Source organism: Chlamydiifrater phoenicopteri, from assembly GCF_902807005.1.
Lineage (GTDB): Bacteria > Chlamydiota > Chlamydiia > Chlamydiales > Chlamydiaceae > Chlamydiifrater > Chlamydiifrater phoenicopteri.
Genome location: NZ_LR777658.1, coordinates 144,390 through 162,590, shown reverse-complemented (window position 1 = coordinate 162,590; position 18,201 = coordinate 144,390). Strand labels below are relative to the sequence as shown.

At 41.3% G+C, this 18,201-nt stretch carries 16 protein-coding genes and 2 tRNA genes; 3 read left to right on the top strand and 15 right to left on the bottom strand.

Annotated elements, in window-relative coordinates; translation table 11 throughout:
- Positions 1-9: 9 nt before the first annotated feature.
- Positions 10-657, bottom strand: coding sequence for a V-type ATP synthase subunit E (locus tag KJA58_RS00730; RefSeq protein WP_213357566.1), 648 nt, complete (start codon positions 655-657; stop codon positions 10-12).
- 191 nt (positions 658-848) lie between these two features.
- On the opposite strand from KJA58_RS00730, the gene KJA58_RS00725 reads away from it, so the two are divergent.
- Complete coding sequence (locus KJA58_RS00725) at positions 849-1,484, top strand: hypothetical protein (RefSeq protein WP_213357565.1); 636 nt, start codon at positions 849-851, stop codon at positions 1,482-1,484.
- A 10-nt stretch (positions 1,485-1,494) separates the two neighbouring features.
- Here the strand turns inward: KJA58_RS00725 and KJA58_RS00720 are convergent, their stop codons facing one another.
- From KJA58_RS00720 to infA, 14 genes are all read right to left on the bottom strand, one after another.
- Positions 1,495-1,914 (bottom strand): ferredoxin, encoded by a 420-nt coding sequence (locus tag KJA58_RS00720; protein WP_213357564.1) that lies wholly within the window; start codon positions 1,912-1,914, stop codon positions 1,495-1,497.
- Positions 1,915-2,007: 93 nt separating this feature from the next.
- The gene (gene tal, locus KJA58_RS00715) at positions 2,008-2,991 is read right to left on the bottom strand and encodes a transaldolase (RefSeq protein ID WP_213357563.1); all 984 of its coding nucleotides are present in this window, start codon (positions 2,989-2,991) and stop codon (positions 2,008-2,010) included.
- Positions 2,992-3,201: 210 nt separating this feature from the next.
- Positions 3,202-7,359: a DNA-directed RNA polymerase subunit beta' gene (gene rpoC, locus KJA58_RS00710; protein ID WP_213357562.1), complete on the bottom strand. Its 4,158-nt coding sequence runs from the start codon at positions 7,357-7,359 to the stop codon at positions 3,202-3,204.
- A gap of 27 nt (positions 7,360-7,386) precedes the next feature.
- Positions 7,387-11,145: a DNA-directed RNA polymerase subunit beta gene (rpoB, locus tag KJA58_RS00705; RefSeq protein WP_213357561.1), complete on the bottom strand. Its 3,759-nt coding sequence runs from the start codon at positions 11,143-11,145 to the stop codon at positions 7,387-7,389.
- 132 nt (positions 11,146-11,277) lie between these two features.
- The gene (gene rplL / locus KJA58_RS00700) at positions 11,278-11,676 is read right to left on the bottom strand and encodes a 50S ribosomal protein L7/L12 (RefSeq protein WP_213357560.1); all 399 of its coding nucleotides are present in this window, start codon (positions 11,674-11,676) and stop codon (positions 11,278-11,280) included.
- 45 nt (positions 11,677-11,721) lie between these two features.
- Positions 11,722-12,237, bottom strand: a complete 516-nt coding sequence (gene rplJ / locus KJA58_RS00695; RefSeq protein WP_213357559.1) for a 50S ribosomal protein L10 — start codon at positions 12,235-12,237, stop codon at positions 11,722-11,724.
- 11 nt (positions 12,238-12,248) lie between these two features.
- On the bottom strand, positions 12,249-12,944 hold the full coding sequence (rplA, locus tag KJA58_RS00690; RefSeq protein WP_213357558.1) for a 50S ribosomal protein L1: 696 nt from the start codon (positions 12,942-12,944) through the stop codon (positions 12,249-12,251).
- Positions 12,945-12,974: 30 nt separating this feature from the next.
- A complete protein-coding gene (gene rplK / locus KJA58_RS00685; RefSeq protein WP_213357557.1) occupies positions 12,975-13,406 on the bottom strand; it encodes a 50S ribosomal protein L11 in 432 nt (143 codons plus the stop codon).
- A gap of 110 nt (positions 13,407-13,516) precedes the next feature.
- Complete coding sequence (nusG, locus tag KJA58_RS00680; RefSeq protein WP_213357556.1) at positions 13,517-14,065, bottom strand: transcription termination/antitermination protein NusG; 549 nt, start codon at positions 14,063-14,065, stop codon at positions 13,517-13,519.
- A 4-nt stretch (positions 14,066-14,069) separates the two neighbouring features.
- Entirely contained in the window at positions 14,070-14,315 is a 246-nt protein-coding gene (gene secE / locus KJA58_RS00675) for a preprotein translocase subunit SecE (protein WP_213357555.1), read from the bottom strand.
- Positions 14,316-14,344: 29 nt separating this feature from the next.
- Positions 14,345-14,417: transfer RNA gene (locus KJA58_RS00670), tRNA-Trp, on the bottom strand.
- Positions 14,418-14,458: 41 nt separating this feature from the next.
- Entirely contained in the window at positions 14,459-15,643 is a 1,185-nt protein-coding gene (gene tuf / locus KJA58_RS00665) for an elongation factor Tu (protein WP_213318203.1), read from the bottom strand.
- 46 nt (positions 15,644-15,689) lie between these two features.
- Positions 15,690-15,761 (bottom strand) — tRNA-Thr (locus KJA58_RS00660).
- Positions 15,762-15,834: 73 nt separating this feature from the next.
- Positions 15,835-16,056: a translation initiation factor IF-1 gene (infA, locus tag KJA58_RS00655; RefSeq protein WP_213358351.1), complete on the bottom strand. Its 222-nt coding sequence runs from the start codon at positions 16,054-16,056 to the stop codon at positions 15,835-15,837.
- A 292-nt stretch (positions 16,057-16,348) separates the two neighbouring features.
- Here infA and KJA58_RS00650 point away from each other — a divergent pair, with 292 nt between their 5' ends.
- Entirely contained in the window at positions 16,349-17,314 is a 966-nt protein-coding gene (locus KJA58_RS00650; RefSeq protein ID WP_213357554.1) for a hypothetical protein, read from the top strand.
- Entirely contained in the window at positions 17,304-17,774 is a 471-nt protein-coding gene (locus KJA58_RS00645) for a SufE family protein (protein WP_213357553.1), read from the top strand. The genes KJA58_RS00650 and KJA58_RS00645 overlap by 11 nt, the downstream gene beginning before the upstream one ends.
- Positions 17,775-18,201: the final 427 nt, after the last annotated feature.

The window sequence follows — 18,201 nt, the reverse complement described above, 5'->3', positions numbered from 1 at the left end:
CTACAGGACCTATGAGGAAAAATCATCGCTCATTGAATCAGCAAAAATCATCTCTCGAAAATCTTTTTGAAGATAGCGAACGAACAATTCTTGCAAAGCTTCTGAAGAAAGGTCCAAAATCCAATGTCTATCATTAACCTTAAGCTGGACCCCTCCCTGAAAATCTCCGAGAGTTACGCTTTTTCCCTTGAACTTCTCTGTTATTGTCTTTCCTAACAATTCGTTAACAGATCTTGGCGTTAATTTTTTAGAAATATAACCCACTAAAGGCCCCTTAACTCCCTCAGCATCTACGGCACCCACTAAGGCTGTTATAAGATCTGCAACGACCTTCTCTGAGGACAAGACCGAAGAAAGCCACTCTGAAAGATTTGCTTTAAAGAACTTTTCCTCTACGGCATGCCTGAGAGCCTCTAAAGATCTTTTCCCAGCCTGACATAGAGCCTTCTCTGCTTTAGCTATTTTGTCTCGAGCTTTACTTTCAGCTTCTGCCAAAAGAGACTCGGCCTTCCTGTTGGCTTCCTCTATGATCGCACTCGCCTGACCTTTTGCTCCCTCTATGATAGAAGCCGCTTCCTTCTCAGCAGGTTCAAGGGTTTCTGTTCTTAAAGCATCACAAATACGTTTTAGCTTCTCATCAGAGTGCGATTCACCCATAATCCTCGCCTTTTAGTTGATCATTTTCAAGAAATCGGTTTCATATTAAAGAAAAATTGCTTTATCGTTCAACTAGTTAAGCAACATAAATCTAAGAAGCAAAACCCGAATTACGTTAAATAATGCTCTTGAAAATGAATTATTTTAATTTCCTGATTGGTCTATCTTTTTTCCTTGCTTACCCCCTGAGCATGGATGGAAACGAGCAGAATAAAACTCGAAGACAAATTTTGGTGCAACGTAGCAAAAATCGACAACAATGTCTCCAGACACTTAAAAACAAACAAAAAAAGAAACTTCTTAAAAAGAATCTTTCAGACACAAAAGACACTACATACTTCGGCGAAGACTATTCTATCAAATTATCCTCTATCTGGCAGTGCATAGAAGATAAACAGCAGTTGCCTGAGAAAATAGATCTTCTCTTTATAGGAAAGGGAGTAAGCTCTCTAACCCCCACTATAAACGTAGCTTCAGAGATTACTCAAAAAAATTTCACAGAATACGCCGAAGAAATTATTTCTTATCACCTACAAGACTCCAACACTCTTTCTTCTGCAGTGTTTACTTCTGTAAGGTCTCCTTGTTGCGAATTCATAATCATTAAAACAGAAAAAAATTCTTGTTGGGGACAAGTAGTATTTTTACAAGCAGTTACAGTAAAAAACAACAAAGTCTACCTTTTCAACTGCATGTCAGCATGGGACGACTTCCCTCAGATTTCTCAGGAATTTTTGAAAACTGTTACTTCTTTCCAACTTAAAAAAAGCAGAGAGCTTTCTGGAGATGAAATTTTAGAACAAGCCTTGCGTAGTATAGAAAAATAAGGATCTTATTTTAAAAATCGAACTCAGAATCAGAAGAAGCTCCTCCGGAGAATACGCACGCCACTTCCCTAGCTAACGGTTCCTGGCGCAAGGCATCAAAAATACATTCCACAAAAAACTTCTTCCCTTCTAGAACAAAAGACAGTCTCAGAGGAAAACGCGTAAGCAAAAGATTAAAGGGCACCTCCACCGTAGACTCTCCGACGGAGACTCCTACAGACATCGCGCCCAAAATATCTTTGGACAATTGAATCTGTCTACACAAATCTCTAAAGTTTTTCAGAGTTTTTCCTTCGCTCTCTTCATCCAACTTATAGAAGGAGCCACAGTGCGGACAAATCAACTCCGAAGGAAAATGCAGAAGAGAGAATGAGACACGCTCTTTGTTGCACTTAACACAAAGAAACTCTAACGCAACATTCTCATTCATCCTCTCTCTCCAATAACCGAAACAAAAAGTCTCGCAAGCCACTTCCTAAACAATGCTTTCAGACTTTAGGCTCATTCCCAACCAAAAGGAACTTTATTTTGCCCCTTCTGAAATTAATCTAATAAATTCAGTTATGGAAGCATCCAGCACTTGAGCATCTGAAGCAAAAATCCTGATTCCCTCAGATAATTTATCCGTAGCCATTATGTCCTCGTTCAGAAGAAAACGAAAAACACTTTCTGTCAAATTAATGGGCTCTATTTGTAATGCATTGGCAACATCTTCTGAAAGCTTTCTTTCTACTTTATCCTCAGACTGCTGCAACTCTTCCAACAATTTTGGAGAGACTGTAAGAAGATCACATCCTGCTAAGGCTAAAACCTGCTCTTTGGTACGAAAAGAGGCCGCCATAATTTCCGTGGAAATCTTAAACTTCTTATAATAAGCATAAATATTGGTTACAGAAACAACCCCAGGATCATTATCTATAGAATAATCAGCCTCTCCATAATGGGCTATCCACCAATCATATATACGACCAACAAAAGGCGAAATCAAAGTCACTTTGGCTTCAGCTGCAGCAATAGCCTGCATAAGACTAAAAACTAGGGTAACGTTACACTTAATTCCCTCACTTTCCAAAAATCCTGCAGCACGAATCCCCTCCCAGGTCCCTGGAAGTTTAATTAGAACCCTATCTCTTGATATCCCCATAGCCTCATAGAGACTCATAACAAACTTTGCTCTCTGAACCATTCCCTCTGTGTTAAAGGAAAGACGAGCGTCTATTTCCGTGGAAACTCTTCCTGGCACTTCTTTTAAAATTTCTGCACCAATATTAGCCAAAATCTTGTCTTGAATAAATTGTAGAGTCTGAACCTCATCTCCATTCTGTTTAATTCCCCAATAAACAGCTTCATTGAGAAGTTCTCCGTAACGCTCATCTTGAGCAACGCGAAGAATTAAAGATGGATTCGTCGTAGCGTCCCTAGCCCCAAACTTCTTAATTAAAGACGAGTCGGCAGTATCACAAGAAATAGTGCTGAACTCTTTAAGTTGATCTAGCTGACTTGCCATGACGCACCTACTTTTTTCCAAATCCTTTCTTTAGGGAATCTAACAAAAAGATACTTTACTATCAAGGAAGCGAAGAATTTAATTAAGGAGATACCAACCGTTATCAAATCAACACCAAAAAGCTCCTCTTCGCACTAAGTGATAGAACTAATAACTTCAGAAAAACACGAAAGCGGGCCACTGTAATTCAGCAGTCCGCTTAGTACTTTCTTACTCGTCAGAAAAATCGAAAACCAACTCTTCCTGTTCTTTTTCCAGATACTGCTTGACTCGACAATGAGTTTCAAATCCTGTTCCACCAGGAATCATATGCCCCATAATCACATTTTCTTTAAAGCCGAGCAGATAGTCTGTCTTACTACTGCAAGCCGCTTCAGTAAGCACTCGAGTTGTGTCCTGGAATGATGCCGCAGAAATGAAGGATTCTGTACCTAAGGAAGCTTTTGTAATCCCCAGAAGAACTGGAACTGCCTGAGCAGGCTTTCCTCCATCCTCTTCCGTTCGTTTATTCTCCTCATAGAATTCTTTCTTATCTACGTCTTCTCCAAACAGAAGTGTGGTGTCTCCCGGGTCTGTGATCCGCACCTTTTGCAACATTTGTCTAACGATAATTTCTACGTGCTTATCGTTAATATCCACCCCTTGCAAGCGATAAACTTCTTGAACCTCGTTAACAAGGTACCTTTGCAATTCTCGCACCCCACAGATTTCTAAAATCTCATGAGGGACCACAAGCCCATCCGTCAATTGTTGGCCTTTTAAAACACTGTCTCCCCTTTGAACTATAAGGTGTTTAGTCAATGGAACAAGATGCTCTTCTTCCATTCCCGTTACTTCATCTCGGACTACAACTATACGCTTATTCTTTTGAACACCTTTAAAGTCCACCACTCCATCGATTTTCGCTATGTCGGCAGCATCTTCGGGCTTCCTAGCTTCTACTAACTCAGCAACTCTAGGCAATCCACCTGTAATGTCCTTTGTTTTAATAGCGCCTCTAGGCAACCTGGCCAAAAGCATTCCCGGAGCAACCCTTTGTCCTTCCTCCACGGATATAATAGCTCCTGAAGGAATAGCATAGGTACCTATTAGTTCTGTCAATGCCGGATCATTGTAAATAACAATCTGAGGATGTAGTTCTCCTCTATGTTGCTTAACGATTAACTCCACAAGACCTGTATTTTTGTTAACAACCTTTTCTGTGGAGACTCCTTCTACTAGGTCTTCGTACTTTACAAAACCGGGTTTATCGCAAATGATAGGTATATTATGAAGTTCTACTTCGGCAATTTTTTGTCCTTTTGAAATCCGTTCTCCATCTCCCGCTAACAGTTTAACACCAAGTTCTACAGGAATGGTTTCCAAACTTTCTATAGATTTAGTTCCTAAGAGCTTCTTGTACTCCTCAAGACTTCGGCCATCATCTTTAACAATATGCAAAGCCCCCTTCTTGTTTAGCACAAGGTTATTACCGTCTTGACCTTCTACTACCCTTAAATTCATGTAAACTAAAACTCCATCATGATCGGAAACAATCTCTGGAGTGGAGGATGTCGCAGCGATACCTCCTAAGTGGAAGGTTCTCATGGTTAACTGTGTTCCAGGCTCTCCAATGGACTGTGCAGCAATAATCCCAACAGCTTCTCCCATACCAATTAGTCGACCATTGGCCAGGTTCAAACCATAACATTTTGCACAAACACCTCTTTGACTTTCACAAGTCAAAGTAGAAAAGATTTTCACAGACTCTATGCCTGCATCATCGATAGCTTCTGCTTGTACAGAAGTTATCACATCACCGGCCTTCGCCAGTAGCTGACTCTTATCCCCTGGACGGAAAATATCTTCAGCAACAGTCCTTCCGTAAATACGATCTTTGAGGGACAAAAGTTCTTCAGTTCCTTGACGAATAGCTGCAGTTTCTATGCAATTCAACGTTCCACAATCAGGTTCTGTTATGATGACATCTTGCGCGACATCCACCAATCTTCTAGTCAGATATCCAGAATCCGCAGTCTTAAGCGCCGTATCTGCTAAACCTTTTCTAGCTCCGTGTGAGGAAATTGAGTATTCCAGTACTGTTAACCCTTCACGGAAGTTAGAGGTAATAGGAGATTCAATAATTGCTCCGTTAGGCTTTGCCATTAATCCTCGAAGAGCTCCCAGCTGCTTCAGCTGAGATTTATTTCCTCTTGCTCCCGAATCTATCATTAGGAACAACGGATTATGCTTGCTATTCTTCTGTTTACTAATTTCAACATAAAGCGCATCAGAAAGGGTATCCGAAACTTCTGTCCAAATACTAATGGTCTTGGAGTGTCTTTCTCCGTCCGTAATAATCCCATCTTCATACTGCTTTTTAACAACAGCAACTTTTTCATAGGCCTCTTTTAAGACATCTTCCTTCATAGGAGGAATTGTCACATCTTTTAACCCCATAGAAATTGCTGCTTTTGTCGCCTGAACAAATCCAAGATCTTTCAAGTCATCCAGGAATTTAACGGTAGCTTCCAGCCCGACCTTTTTATAACATTCAAGAATCAACTCACTGATCCTCTTGCTTGGCATACTGTAATTTTGAAAACCAAGCTCTTTCGGAACTATTTGATTAAACAAAACTCTCCCAGGAGTAGTTTGTATAATCTGATCATCTATCCTAACCTTGATTGTTTCGTGAATATGTAAACCTCGACCAGTCTCATCGCGTCTCCCAGGAAGCTCTTCATCTATGAAGCCTCCACTGTTCAAAGCTACCAAAACCTCCTTCTCCCCACTAAATACTTTGATTTTTTCGGGGAAATAAGTGGGGTCTGCCATGAGATAATACAAGCCTAAAGTCATATCCTTGGACGGAATAGCCACGGGTTTCCCTGAGGATGGCAAGAAAATATTGTCAGGGGCCATCATCAAAACTTTGGCTTCTAACTGAGCCTCTACAGAAAGAGGAACGTGGACAGCCATCTGGTCTCCATCGAAGTCCGCGTTAAATGCAGCGCAAACTAGAGGATGTACTCTGATAGCCTTGCCCTCAATTAAAACCGGCTCAAAAGCTTGTATACCCAACCTATGCAAAGTTGGAGCTCGGTTCAATAGAACCGGATGTCCCTTTATGATCTCTTCAAGAACGTCCCAAACTTCTGGAGAACCTCTTTGAATCATTTTCTTTGCAGAACGAATGGTATAAACATATCCGAGATCCTTTAATCTTTTGATAATAAAGGGCTCGAACAATTCCAATGCCATCTCTTTGGGAAGACCACATTGATTAAACTTCAATTCGGGGCCCACGATAATTACGGAACGACCAGAATAGTCCACCCGTTTTCCTAAGAGATTCTGACGAAACCGGCCATTTTTTCCTTTTAACATCTCCGAAAGAGACTTCAACGGCCTATTTCCAGCTCCCATCACTGGGTGACCATGCCTACCATTGTCAAATAGAGCGTCAACAGCCTCCTGAAGCATCCTTTTCTCGTTACGAACAATAACTTCAGGCGTTTTAAGCCTTAAAATAGCCTTTAGACGATTATTTCTGTTGATAACACGACGATACAAATCATTTAAATCGGAAGTAGCAAACCTTCCCCCGTCAAGAGGAACTAAGGGTCTAAGATCTGGTGGAACGACAGGAACATTTTTCAAAACCATCCACTCAGGACGATTGGAAGAAGAAACAAAACCCTCCACAATCTTCAGTCGTTTCGCTAGCTTCATTCTTGCTTGCTGGGACTTCGTCTTTCGTAGTTTATCCTTTAACTCTACAAGAAGGGTTTGCAGATCCTCGCTTTTTAGCAAATCGTAAACAGCCTCTCCCCCCATTTTCGCCACGAAAGAGTCTTTACCCCACTTCTCAACTACTTCTCGATATTGGATATCATTGAGCAATTGTTTCTTCACTAGATCCGTTTTTCCTGGATCTATTACAACATACTCTTCATAGTAGATAACCCGCTCCAAATCCGAAGCAGTCATACCTAAAACATTTCCAATTCTGGAAGGCGTTGTTTTAAAAAACCAAATATGAACGACAGGGACTGCAAGCTCTATGTGAGCCATACGCTCTCTACGAACCTTTGAAAGCGTAACCTCTACTCCACAACGATCACAAACTATGCCCTTATGCTTAATTTTTTTATATTTACCACAGCAACACTCCCAGTCTTTTGTAGGTCCGAAGATCTTTTCACAGAATAACCCACCTTTTTCTGGTTTAAAAGTCCTGTAGTTGATCGTTTCAGGTTTCTTTATCTCTCCGCAAGACCACTTGTCACGAATGATAGAGTCAGAGGCAATACCTATTTCCAATTTATCAAAAAGCCCTTCCTTCATAGCTAGGGCAGAAATGTCTCGAGAATTTTCTCCGAACATTAATCTTATCTCCAACAAGTGAAAAGTTTACGCTTCTACAACTAAAGGTCTCACATCAAGTCCAAGACCCTGCATTTCTTTAATTAACACGTTAAAGGATTCTGGAGTTCCTGAACGCAAGAGGTTTTCTCCCTTAACGATAGATTCATAAATCCTTGTTCTTCCGGCAACATCGTCAGATTTAACTGTCAAAATTTCCTGAAGAACATGAGCTACTCCATAAGCCTCTAAAGCCCAGACCTCCATCTCCCCGAATCTTTGTCCCCCCATCTGAGCTTTTCCTCCAAGAGGTTGCTGAGTTACTAGGGAGTAGGGACCTATCGATCTAGCGTGAATCTTATCTGCGATCAAGTGACTGAGTTTTAGCATATATATGTAACCCACAACCACCTTATTATCAAACCGTTCACCAGTTTTACCATCATACAAGAACGATTTACCATCTTGAGGAAGATTCTGCTCAAGCATCATGTCCCAAATACGATCTTCTGGGAATCCTTCAAATACCGGAGTTTTTACATAAATGCCCGCAGTCTTAGCTACATACCCTAAATGAGTTTCCAAAACCTGCCCCAAGTTCATTCTGGAGGGCACCCCAAGAGGATTCAAAATCATCTGAACGGTTTCTCCATTAGGCAAGAAAGGCATATCAGCCTCTGGAACAATTTTGGAAACCACTCCCTTATTTCCATGGCGACCCGCCATTTTGTCTCCTACCTGTAGCTTTCTCTTAGAAGCCACGTAGACTTTGACTTGACGAATCACTCCATGATCCAAGTCTGCATCTCCTTCTCGGATTTGCTCAATCTCAGTTTTGTAACCGACCTCTAACTTTTGTAGATCAGTTGCATAGTCTGTCAAAATGTTCTTTAAGACGTCATAAAGCTCACACTGAGGCATCAAAAGATCTACTAAATCTTCTTTTTCTATCCGTTCTATGATCTCTTGATCAAAGACTTCTCCTTTGCTCAAAATTACTTCTGCTGTTCTCCTATGCAAAATAGCTTCTGGAGCTTTCTCATTCAGAAGCAATGCCCCTAACTTCTCTCTGTACTCTATCTTAAGCTCCGAGAGCTGCGCTTTATATCCTTTTTGCAGATCTTTCAAGTGAACAGCTTCTTCCACTAACTCATCATCAGTTTTTGACAAGCGATCTTTTCGACTAAAGACTTTAACATCCATAACAACACCTTCCGTCCCCGGAGGTACTGTTAAAGAAGCATCCTTAACATCTGCAGCCTTCTCACCGAAAATTGCTCGCAGCAACCGCTCTTCTGGAGCCAACTCAGTCTCAGATTTTGGAGTAATCTTACCCACCAAGATATCCCCAGGCTTTACCTCAGCTCCAATACGGATAATACCATCTTCTCCGAGATTCGCTAAAACCTCTTCAGAAACATTAGGAATGTCTCGAGTGATTTCCTCTTTACCCAACTTAGTATCCCGAGCCGTTAACTCGAACTCTTCAATATAAACAGAAGTATACGTATCTTGTTTAATAAGTTTTTCTGAAATGATAATAGCATCTTCAAAGTTGTATCCATACCAGGGCATAAACGCGACCAACACGTTCTTACCTAAGGCCAGCTCTCCTTTATCAGTAGCTGGTCCGTCCGCTATCACATCTCCGGCAGAAACAACATCTCCAACAGAAACTAGGGGCGTTTGATTAATACATGTTCCAGAGTTGGATCTTAAAAACTTTTTAAGCTTGTAAGTCTTTTTAATTGTAGAATTATACTTGGGAGCGATAACTATTTGGAAGCCGTCCACATAATCAACAACACCATCCTCTTCAGCCAAGACAATAGCCCCAGAATCCTTCGCTGCTCGAATTTCTAATCCCGTCCCAACGACAGGAGCTTCCGTTTGCAACAAAGGAACCGCTTGACGTTGCATGTTAGATCCCATCAGGGCTCGGTTAGCATCATCATGCTCCAGGAAGGGTATCAAGCCCGTCACGATAGACACTAATTGCTTTGGCGAAACATCCATGTGAGTTACTGTTGCTGTATCCGCCTCAAAAGCTTCTCCTTTGTAACGAGCCCAGCAAACGTTATCAACGAACATGTTGTACTCATCCAACCTTGCAGAGGCTTGAGCTATAACACATTCTTCCTCGATATCTGCAGTCATGTACTCAATTTCATCAGAGACTACACCGTCTCTAACTATCCTGTAAGGAGTTTCTATAAACCCAAACTCATTAATCTTAGCAAAAGCCGAAAGAGAGGTTATCAAGCCAATGTTAGGACCTTCAGGAGTTTCTATCGGACATATTCTTCCATAGTGAGTAGAGTGTACGTCCCGAACCTCAAAACCAGCTCTTTCTCTATTTAGCCCTCCAGGCCCTAAAGCGGAAAGCCTACGCTTATGCGTCAGCTCTGCTACCGGATTCGTTTGATCCATAAACTGAGACAACTGAGATCTCCCGAAGAAATCTTTTAAAACGCTCGCCAAACCTTTCGCAGAAACTATTTTTCCTGGAGTCAAAGTGTCGGAAGAGAAATCAAACAAATTCATTCTCTCACGAACAATTTTTTCCATTCTGGCTAATCCTGAACGACACTGATTCTGTATCAATTCTCCTACAGAACGAACCCTTCTATTAGCCAAATGATCGATATCATCTACGGAAGCTGTTTCATCTCCCATTTTAAGCTTGATCAAATATTTCAATGCGCCTATGACGTCCTCTTTCCTTAGAGTCACCTGAGAAAGAACTTCGTCATTCATCTCAAATCCAAGCTTGCGGTTCATTTTATAACGACCGACCTTACCTAGATTGTATCTCTTAGGATCAAAGAAAAGTCTCATAATCGTGGAGCGAGCATTGGCCAGGGTTGCAGGCTCGCCTGGTCGCACCTTTCTATAAAAATCTTTCAAAGCCGCTTCATAAGAATCTGTAGGATCTTTTGCTAACATTTTAATGATTGGATGCGACTCGTCTGCATCAAGAGCTATCTTGAGAGAGTCAACCCCAGCATCTAACATCCGTTTTAACATAGCTGTGGTCAGCTTCTCTCCAGACTTACCCAAGACTAGCGAGGAAGACTCATCTACGACGTTATCGGCAAGAATTTTTCCAACCAAAACAGAGAAGTCTTTTTCGCTTTTTAGAGAGAAGGTATCTACCTGGAAAAACTCTTCTATGATGTCTGCGTCAGAAGAATATCCCAAAGCTCTGATAAACGTCATCGCTAAGATTTTTCTTCGACGTTTTTTTCTATCAATATAAATATAAATTAAATCATTAACATCAAAGATAGCTTCCAGCCAACTCCCTCTGTAAGGAATAATCCGGAAGGAATAAAGAACACTGCCCTTAGAGCGCTTCTCTTGCTCAAAGTTAATACCGGGAGACCTATGAACTTGAGAAACTACAACCCTCTCAGCTCCATTAATAACGAAAGTTCCCTTGTCAGTCATGACGGGGATTGTCCCCATGTAGACTTCTTCTTCTTTAATACCGGTCTCATCCGTTAAACGAAACCGAACTTTTAACGTTACGTTATAGGTAATCCCTCTTCGAACGCACTCCTCTGGCGAATACTTTGGCACACCCAAATTATAAGAAAGATACTCTAAAACGGTTGTCTCATTATAGGACTTGATGGGAAATATTTCCCTAAAGACCTCTTCTAGCCCGACATTCTCTCTCTCTTCAGCAAGTTTCCCTATCTGCAAAAACTGATTATAAGACTTAATCTGAATTTCTATAAGATTAGGAAGATCTAAAATGTCTTCCTTTTTGATGAAACTCACCCTCTCAGGGCACCTTAACATGCGTGATCTCCTAAACTAATTCGAATGCAACCAAGTTTTCTCCAAACAAGAAAGCCTCAAATCTGGAGAAAACACTCACGATTCCTTCATAAGCAAAATGAAGAAAATCCAATGACACAAGAAATGCGCAGCTTACATGCCTTTAGCTACAGCTTTTGCTCCAGCTTCCTGCAACTTCTTCACCATATCTTCAGCATCAGCCTTAGAGGCTTTTTCTTTAACAGTTTTAGGTAATCCCTCTGTCATCTCTTTAGCTTCTTTAAGAGCTAATCCAGTCAATTCTCGAACAGCCTTGAGAACTCCTATTTTTTTATCTGCAGGAACTTCTTCAATAATTACTGCAAACTCCGAAGATTCGGCAGCAGCAGCACCCGCCTCACCAGCAGCAGCGCCTGCAACAGGCATAGCCATCATAGGAGCAGAAGCTGTAACGTCCCACTTCTCTTCCAATCTTTTCTTTAGATCAGCAAGTTGCAAAACGGTCAAACCACTTAATTTTTCTACCAATTCATCCAAACATTCCGCAGTCACGTTAACACCTTTTTTCTACAAACTTAAATAAAAACTATAGACTTTCTATGAACTCTTCCCAGCCTTCTGTTCTACACAAGAAACAACACTAGAAAGAACAGAGTTCATAACTCCAACAACACCTGAGAGCGGAGCTGCTAATAAACCAACAAATTGTCCACGCAACTCTTGCAACGAAGGCAACTTCGCCACACTCTCAACCTCTTTACCGCTCAAACAAGCGTTATCTATCCTTCCACCAAGAAAAACCAAAGCGTTTTCATTCTTCTTGGTAAAATTCAAAACCTCTTTTGCCGCAGAGAGCATGTCCTCATAAGCAAAAACAACCCCCAAGTGACCCTTAGAGGACTCGAAAGGAATATCCAACCCCGCTGCAGACAAAGCCTTGAAAAATATTCTTTTCTTCACCACTTCAAATTCAGCAGAAATCCCCGCTAAAGAATTTCTAAAATCCCTAGTTCGAGCAGCATCCATCCCAGAATAACTCATTAAAATAAAGCCCCGGGAATCCGCTATCTTCTCTTCAACCTCGAGCAAAAGTAAATTTTTCTCTTCTTTCATATCTACACCTTTTACGCCACCGCAAGCTCACGCAAATCAATCATAATCCCAGGCCCCATCGTAGATGAAAGCACCAGCGAAACAAGATACTGCCCCTTAGAAGTAGCGGGTTTAGCTCTAACTACAGCAGACACACAAGCCTCTATGTTGTCTTTCAGAGACTGAGCCTCAAAAGATAGCTTACCCACACCCAAATTGCAAACACCAGCTCGATCAGCTTTAAATTCAACCCGTCCTTTTCTCAACTCTTGTATAGCCTTAACAACATCCGTCGTAACAGTTCCAGCCTTAGGCGTGGGCATTAAATTTCTCGGCCCCAAAACCTTCCCCAGCTTACCTACTTCCCTCATCATATCAGGAGTCGCCACAGCCACATCAAAATCTGTCCACCCCCCCTTGACTTTTTCAACCAGCTCATCGCTACCCACATAATCCGCTCCAGCTTCCAAAGCCTCCTTAGCTTTGTCACCAGCAGCAAATACTAGAACCGTAAGCTTTTTCCCCGTTCCACTAGGAAGCAATACCGAACCACGAACTTGCTGATCACTCTTCTTAGTATCTACCCCCAACTTCATAGAAAGATCTACCGTCTGATCAAACTTAACGGAAGGACACGACTTTAAAATATTTATAGCCTCCAACAAAGAGTAACTGCGACTCGAATCGAAACTCTTTGCTATGCTTTTCATTCTTTTTCCACACTTCATAACACGACGCCCTAAACCTTATACCCCGAACTAACCTTCTACAACATCTATTCCCATGCTTCGAGCTGTACCAGCAACCATCTTTATCGCAGATTCGAGCTTTACAACATCCATGTCTTTCATCTTCTGCTCGGCAATAGCCTTCATTTGCTCTCGCGTGATTTTTCCAACTTTGTTTCTATTCGGAATTTTGGAACCAGACTCCAACCCCAAAGCTTTCTTGATTAAAGAAGACACTGGGGGTTGCTTCGTAATAAAAGTAAAACTTTTATCTGCATAAACCGTTATGACCACAGGCAAAATATCTCCAGCCTTGTCCTGTGTGGCAGCGTTGAATTCCTTACAGAACCCCATAATGTTAACCCCAGCCGCACCTAAGGCGGGCCCTATAGGAGGCGCTGGATTTGCTTTCCCAGCAGGGATCTGCAACTTAACAAGCTTAACTATCTTTTTATTGGACATACGAATAACCCTGAGTACGTTTGTACGTTCTTACATAATTTGACGAGAAGAAAACAGAAAGTCGGCATTATAAAAGGATTGACAATTAGAATGCACTATTTTGTTAAAATTCATTCAATTTCCTGTCCAGGAGCAACTTCCTCTACCTGCCAAAACTCCAAATCATCGACCCTAGTTTCTCGACCAAAGATTGACACCATCACACTAAGACGTCCTTTATCTTCGAAAACTTCGGAAACAACCCCGACAAAGTTCACAAAGACCCCGTCATTAATCTTGACCCTAGATCCCACTTCAAACTTGTGCTTTTGAACAACTCCAGACTTCTTCTCTTCGAGGTCATTTAAAATATTTCCTACTTCTTCTTCCGAAAGAGCCACAGGATTTGTTCCTCCGAGAAACTCTATAACCCCGTTAGTACCTTTAATATACAACCAAGACTCATCGGTTAAGTGCATTTTAACCAAAAGGTACCCAGGCCAAATCAACTTCTCTACGACCTTATGTTCTCCTTTCTTCACTTCCATGACATTCTCTATAGGCAGGACAATATCCTCGATAAAATCGGACATTCCAGAGGACTCTTTAAAATCCTCTAAAGCTTTCTTAACCTTCTTTTCCTGAGCCGTGAAAACTTGTACAACGTACCACTTAAACATGTAATTAACCAAAAATAACCTTTACCAATTCACCTATAGCAACAAGCACCCTTCGAATAGTTATATCGATCAAATAAACAGCTAATCCGCAAGAAAAAACACTCGCTAAAATAATCTTTAGGTATCTTTTCAAGTCCTTTTTACTGGTCCACTCTATTTTCTTTATTTCATCAGAAAAACTCCCCGCAAACTGAGAGGCTTTCTTAAGAGCCGCTGCTCGAGATTTTGCGTTTTTTTGACCTTGCTTCATAAACGAACTTTCAGAAATTATGTTTTCAACGGGTGCGAAGGGAATCGAACCCCCGACCGGCGGCTTTGGAGGCCACTGCTCTACCAGCTAAGCTACACACCCAGAGAGCGCAGACCTTCGCCTGCACTCACAACCAGGGAAACTTATTCAACAATTTTAGATATTGTTCCAGCTCCAATAGTTCTGCCACCCTCTCGAATAGCAAATCTCATTCCTTCCTCTAGAGCTACTGGACAAATCAATTCCACTTTGATCTCAACATTGTCTCCTGGCATAACCATCTCTACATTTTCAGGCAGAGTGACCACACCGGTAACGTCTGTAGTTCTAAAGAAGAACTGAGGCCTGTAACCACTGAAGAAAGGTTTATGCCTTCCCCCCTCTTCTTTCTTCAAAACGTAAACAGCAGCCTGGAACTTTGTATGAGGCTTAACGCTTCCAGGCACGCAAACTACCATCCCCCTCTCAACTTCATTCTTCCCAATACCTCTGAGAAGCAAGCCAACGTTTTCTCCCGCATGACCTTCTGGAAGCTCTTTTCGGAACATCTCAACACCAGTAACAATAGTGTCTTTAGTTTCACCAAGCCCTACCAACTGAACCTTATCCGAAACTTTGACAACCCCTCTTTCAATACGACCTGTTACCACAGTTCCTCTACCAGAAATAGAGAACACGTCCTCGATAGGCATTAAGAATGGCTTATCAATTTCTCTTTGAGGAGTCGGAATATTGTCATCAACTGCCTGCATCAACTCTCGAATCTTCTCAACGTACTGAGCGTCCCCCTCCAAAGCCTTAAGAGCGGACCCTCTGATAATAGGACACCCCTTGTATCCCCTCTCCTCCAAGAGCTCTGAAAGCTCCATTTCTACGAGGTCAACCAACTCGCTGTCTTCACCAGAAATCATGTCTATCTTGTTTAAAAAGACAACAATGTATGGAACCCCAACTTGTCTAGCTAAAAGGATGTGCTCCTTAGTTTGGGGCATAGCTCCATCCGTAGCTGAAACCACCAAAATAGCTCCGTCCATTTGAGCAGCACCCGTAATCATATTCTTTACGTAGTCAGCGTGCCCAGGGCAGTCGACGTGCGCATAGTGTCTGTTTGGCGTTTCATATTCCACGTGAGAAGCGGTAATGGTAATTCCTCGAGCTTTCTCTTCTGGAGTATTGTCGATCGAGTTGTAATCGCGAAAATCAGCCAATCCATCACCAGCCAAAGCTTTCGTAATAGCAGCCGTCAAAGTAGTTTTACCGTGGTCAACGTGCCCAATTGTTCCAATATTTACGTGGGGCTTTTTCCGCTCGAAAGTTTCTTTCGACATCTTTCAGAATCCTCTTTATATTTAATTATTCTACTGTTCCTACAAATGCCCAGAATAGGAATTGAACCTACGACCGCTTGCTTACCATGCAAGTGCTCTACCACTGAGCTATCTGGGCTCGTTTAAGACCAAAGCATCATAGAGAATAGCCTAGTCTATGTGACCAATTTTAAAACATCAACAGAAAACCTCTAGCGATGTCTATAGACAATCCTAGCTTTCGTCAAATCATACGCCGACATCTCTACTGTTACCCGATCTCCAACCAGAAGTCTGATATTACTCATACGCATCTTTCCGCACAGGTGAGCTGTGACAGGCATTCCGTTTTCCAAAACCACACGAAAACTCATATTTGGAAGTAATTCCTTGACTTGTCCCTCTAGAACTATAGTATCTTCTTTTTTAGCCATAACCCTGCTTTCGACACCCAACTGCAAAATGATTCCCCCGCCGCCACAACCTCAAAAGGCCGAAACAAGACCGAGAAAAGAAAAAAGTATATTCGACAACAAGAAAAAGTCAAATGACTTCCTTTTAAGAGAAAGTAATAAGGCTCATCTTTAATATTCCCAGACATTAAAAAAATTCATTTCTCTAAATCATTTATTTTGAAAAATCAAAAATGAAAAAGAAAAAACTTTCTCTTTAGAATTAAAGAGACCACTTTTAAAATAATAGCTTTCAACATGAAATCATCATAGAATGAGCACACCATCTATTAACAACTCCTTTCAAAGCCCCTCACCTTTAGAGTTTCCCTCCACACCTCCGACCAATAGTTCTTCGAATATGATAGGCCGCTTTCCTCAGTCAAGGCTATTAGAAGAAGCTCCTATTACAGAACTAGAGATAATTCCTCTACAGAGAGCCCCCTCCACTGGAATCTCGGGAAAACTTTTTGTTATAACGGATAAGATAGGAGAATTTTTAAAAGCTAATTGGAAACACATCCTTTTATACATGCTGGCTTGGGCTCTCATTCTAGCTTGCCACTTTACTGTGGCAATAACACTTACTGTATGGCTCTGCATTGGTTTTGCGGCAGGAATTGTCATCGGCATAGTCTCTGCGACCCTCCTGGACAAAGAAAATAAAAATAAAGAAATCAACAGCCTGTGGAACCTTCTCAATCACGGCATCACGCAGCTAGACCAAAATGGAACTAGACAGGTACTACTAGCTACTATGGTAGCTTCGATTTCAGGTCTCATATACATGATTCCTGAGGTTGTCGGCTTTATTATCGGAACATGTATAGGGAATCAGATATCTATTCAAGCTTGCTACGGCATACAACTAGGAAAAGAATCTGTCCGCTATCTGTACGATCCGGAAGCTTTCGAGCAAAGAACCAATTCTATCCGACACTCCATTAATGAATGTCAAATTTTTCGAAATCTTCTAATTAATCAGGAAATACTTACTCTCCTATTAAAAAAATATCAAAGTTCATCCCCTGAAGAATCTCTCACACATACTGTTCCTATAAAACTTACTGGACTAATGAACAGGATCTACGATTTTAGCGAACCTTCGGCACCAAAACCTATAAGTCTTGATAACCCTAAAATAGCAATAGAACTTTTGGAAAAAAGCATCTTAGCTCTATCTGTTCGCTTAGCAAGCATAACAGAAACGCCAGACAGGATTGTAGAAGATGAATCTTAAATCACTGAAAATAGACGGGCTCTCCTGCCAAGAGAAGCAACACCTTCTAGTTTCTACCCTTAACAATCTGCCTTCCAAGGAAGCCTTCTATCAAGCGCTCATAGAGCTCGGCAGAGAGCCTGTTGTTTTTCCTTCGGAACACAAAATAGAACAAAATTTAGTCAGAGGATGCCAAAGCAACCTTTACTTAACTTGCCAATTGACTGAAAATAAATTAATTTTTGCGGCCTCTTCCGAAGCTCTTTTATCTTTGGGCATGACCAAACTATTCCTCATTGCCTACTCAGAAGAGACTCCCCAGACGCTATTTTCCACTCCCCCTATTTTTTCTGAGAAACTACAATTTTACTCGTCAATATCTCTTGGAAGACAACAGGGAATGAACGCTCTGTTTTTAAAAATGAAACTGCTGGCCGTGCAGGCAGTAAAAGATGCGGAATCATCTAGTTGGGTTCCTTAGAGTTTAAAGAAAAAATTATTCAAAGAACAAGGCCGCCTCTCTCCACAGCTTTAATAAAACTGTAATGGAGTAATAAACTCCTCCTTTACATGTTGTAATGCGCAAAACCGAAGCGCTTGCTATTTTTTCAATCGCCACCCCAGGCAAGGATTAAATCCACTTTTCATTATAAAAAAAACAAAAGTCAGTGTGACAGCCCCTCCCTTGAAGTCTTCTCTTCAAAACAAAACCTTGCTCCAACAAGGCAAAAAAATTGTATCTAAACAATTCTTCCAAGAATTGATTTTTTACTTGTTGTTTTTTCTTAAATCATTAAGATACTGAGCCTTCGCTCCACGACAATGAGCCGCTCAATTTTTTCGGAGCATAGAGGACGATTACTTAAAAACATCGAAAAAGCATTTTATGGCATTACAGCTGGTCTGCG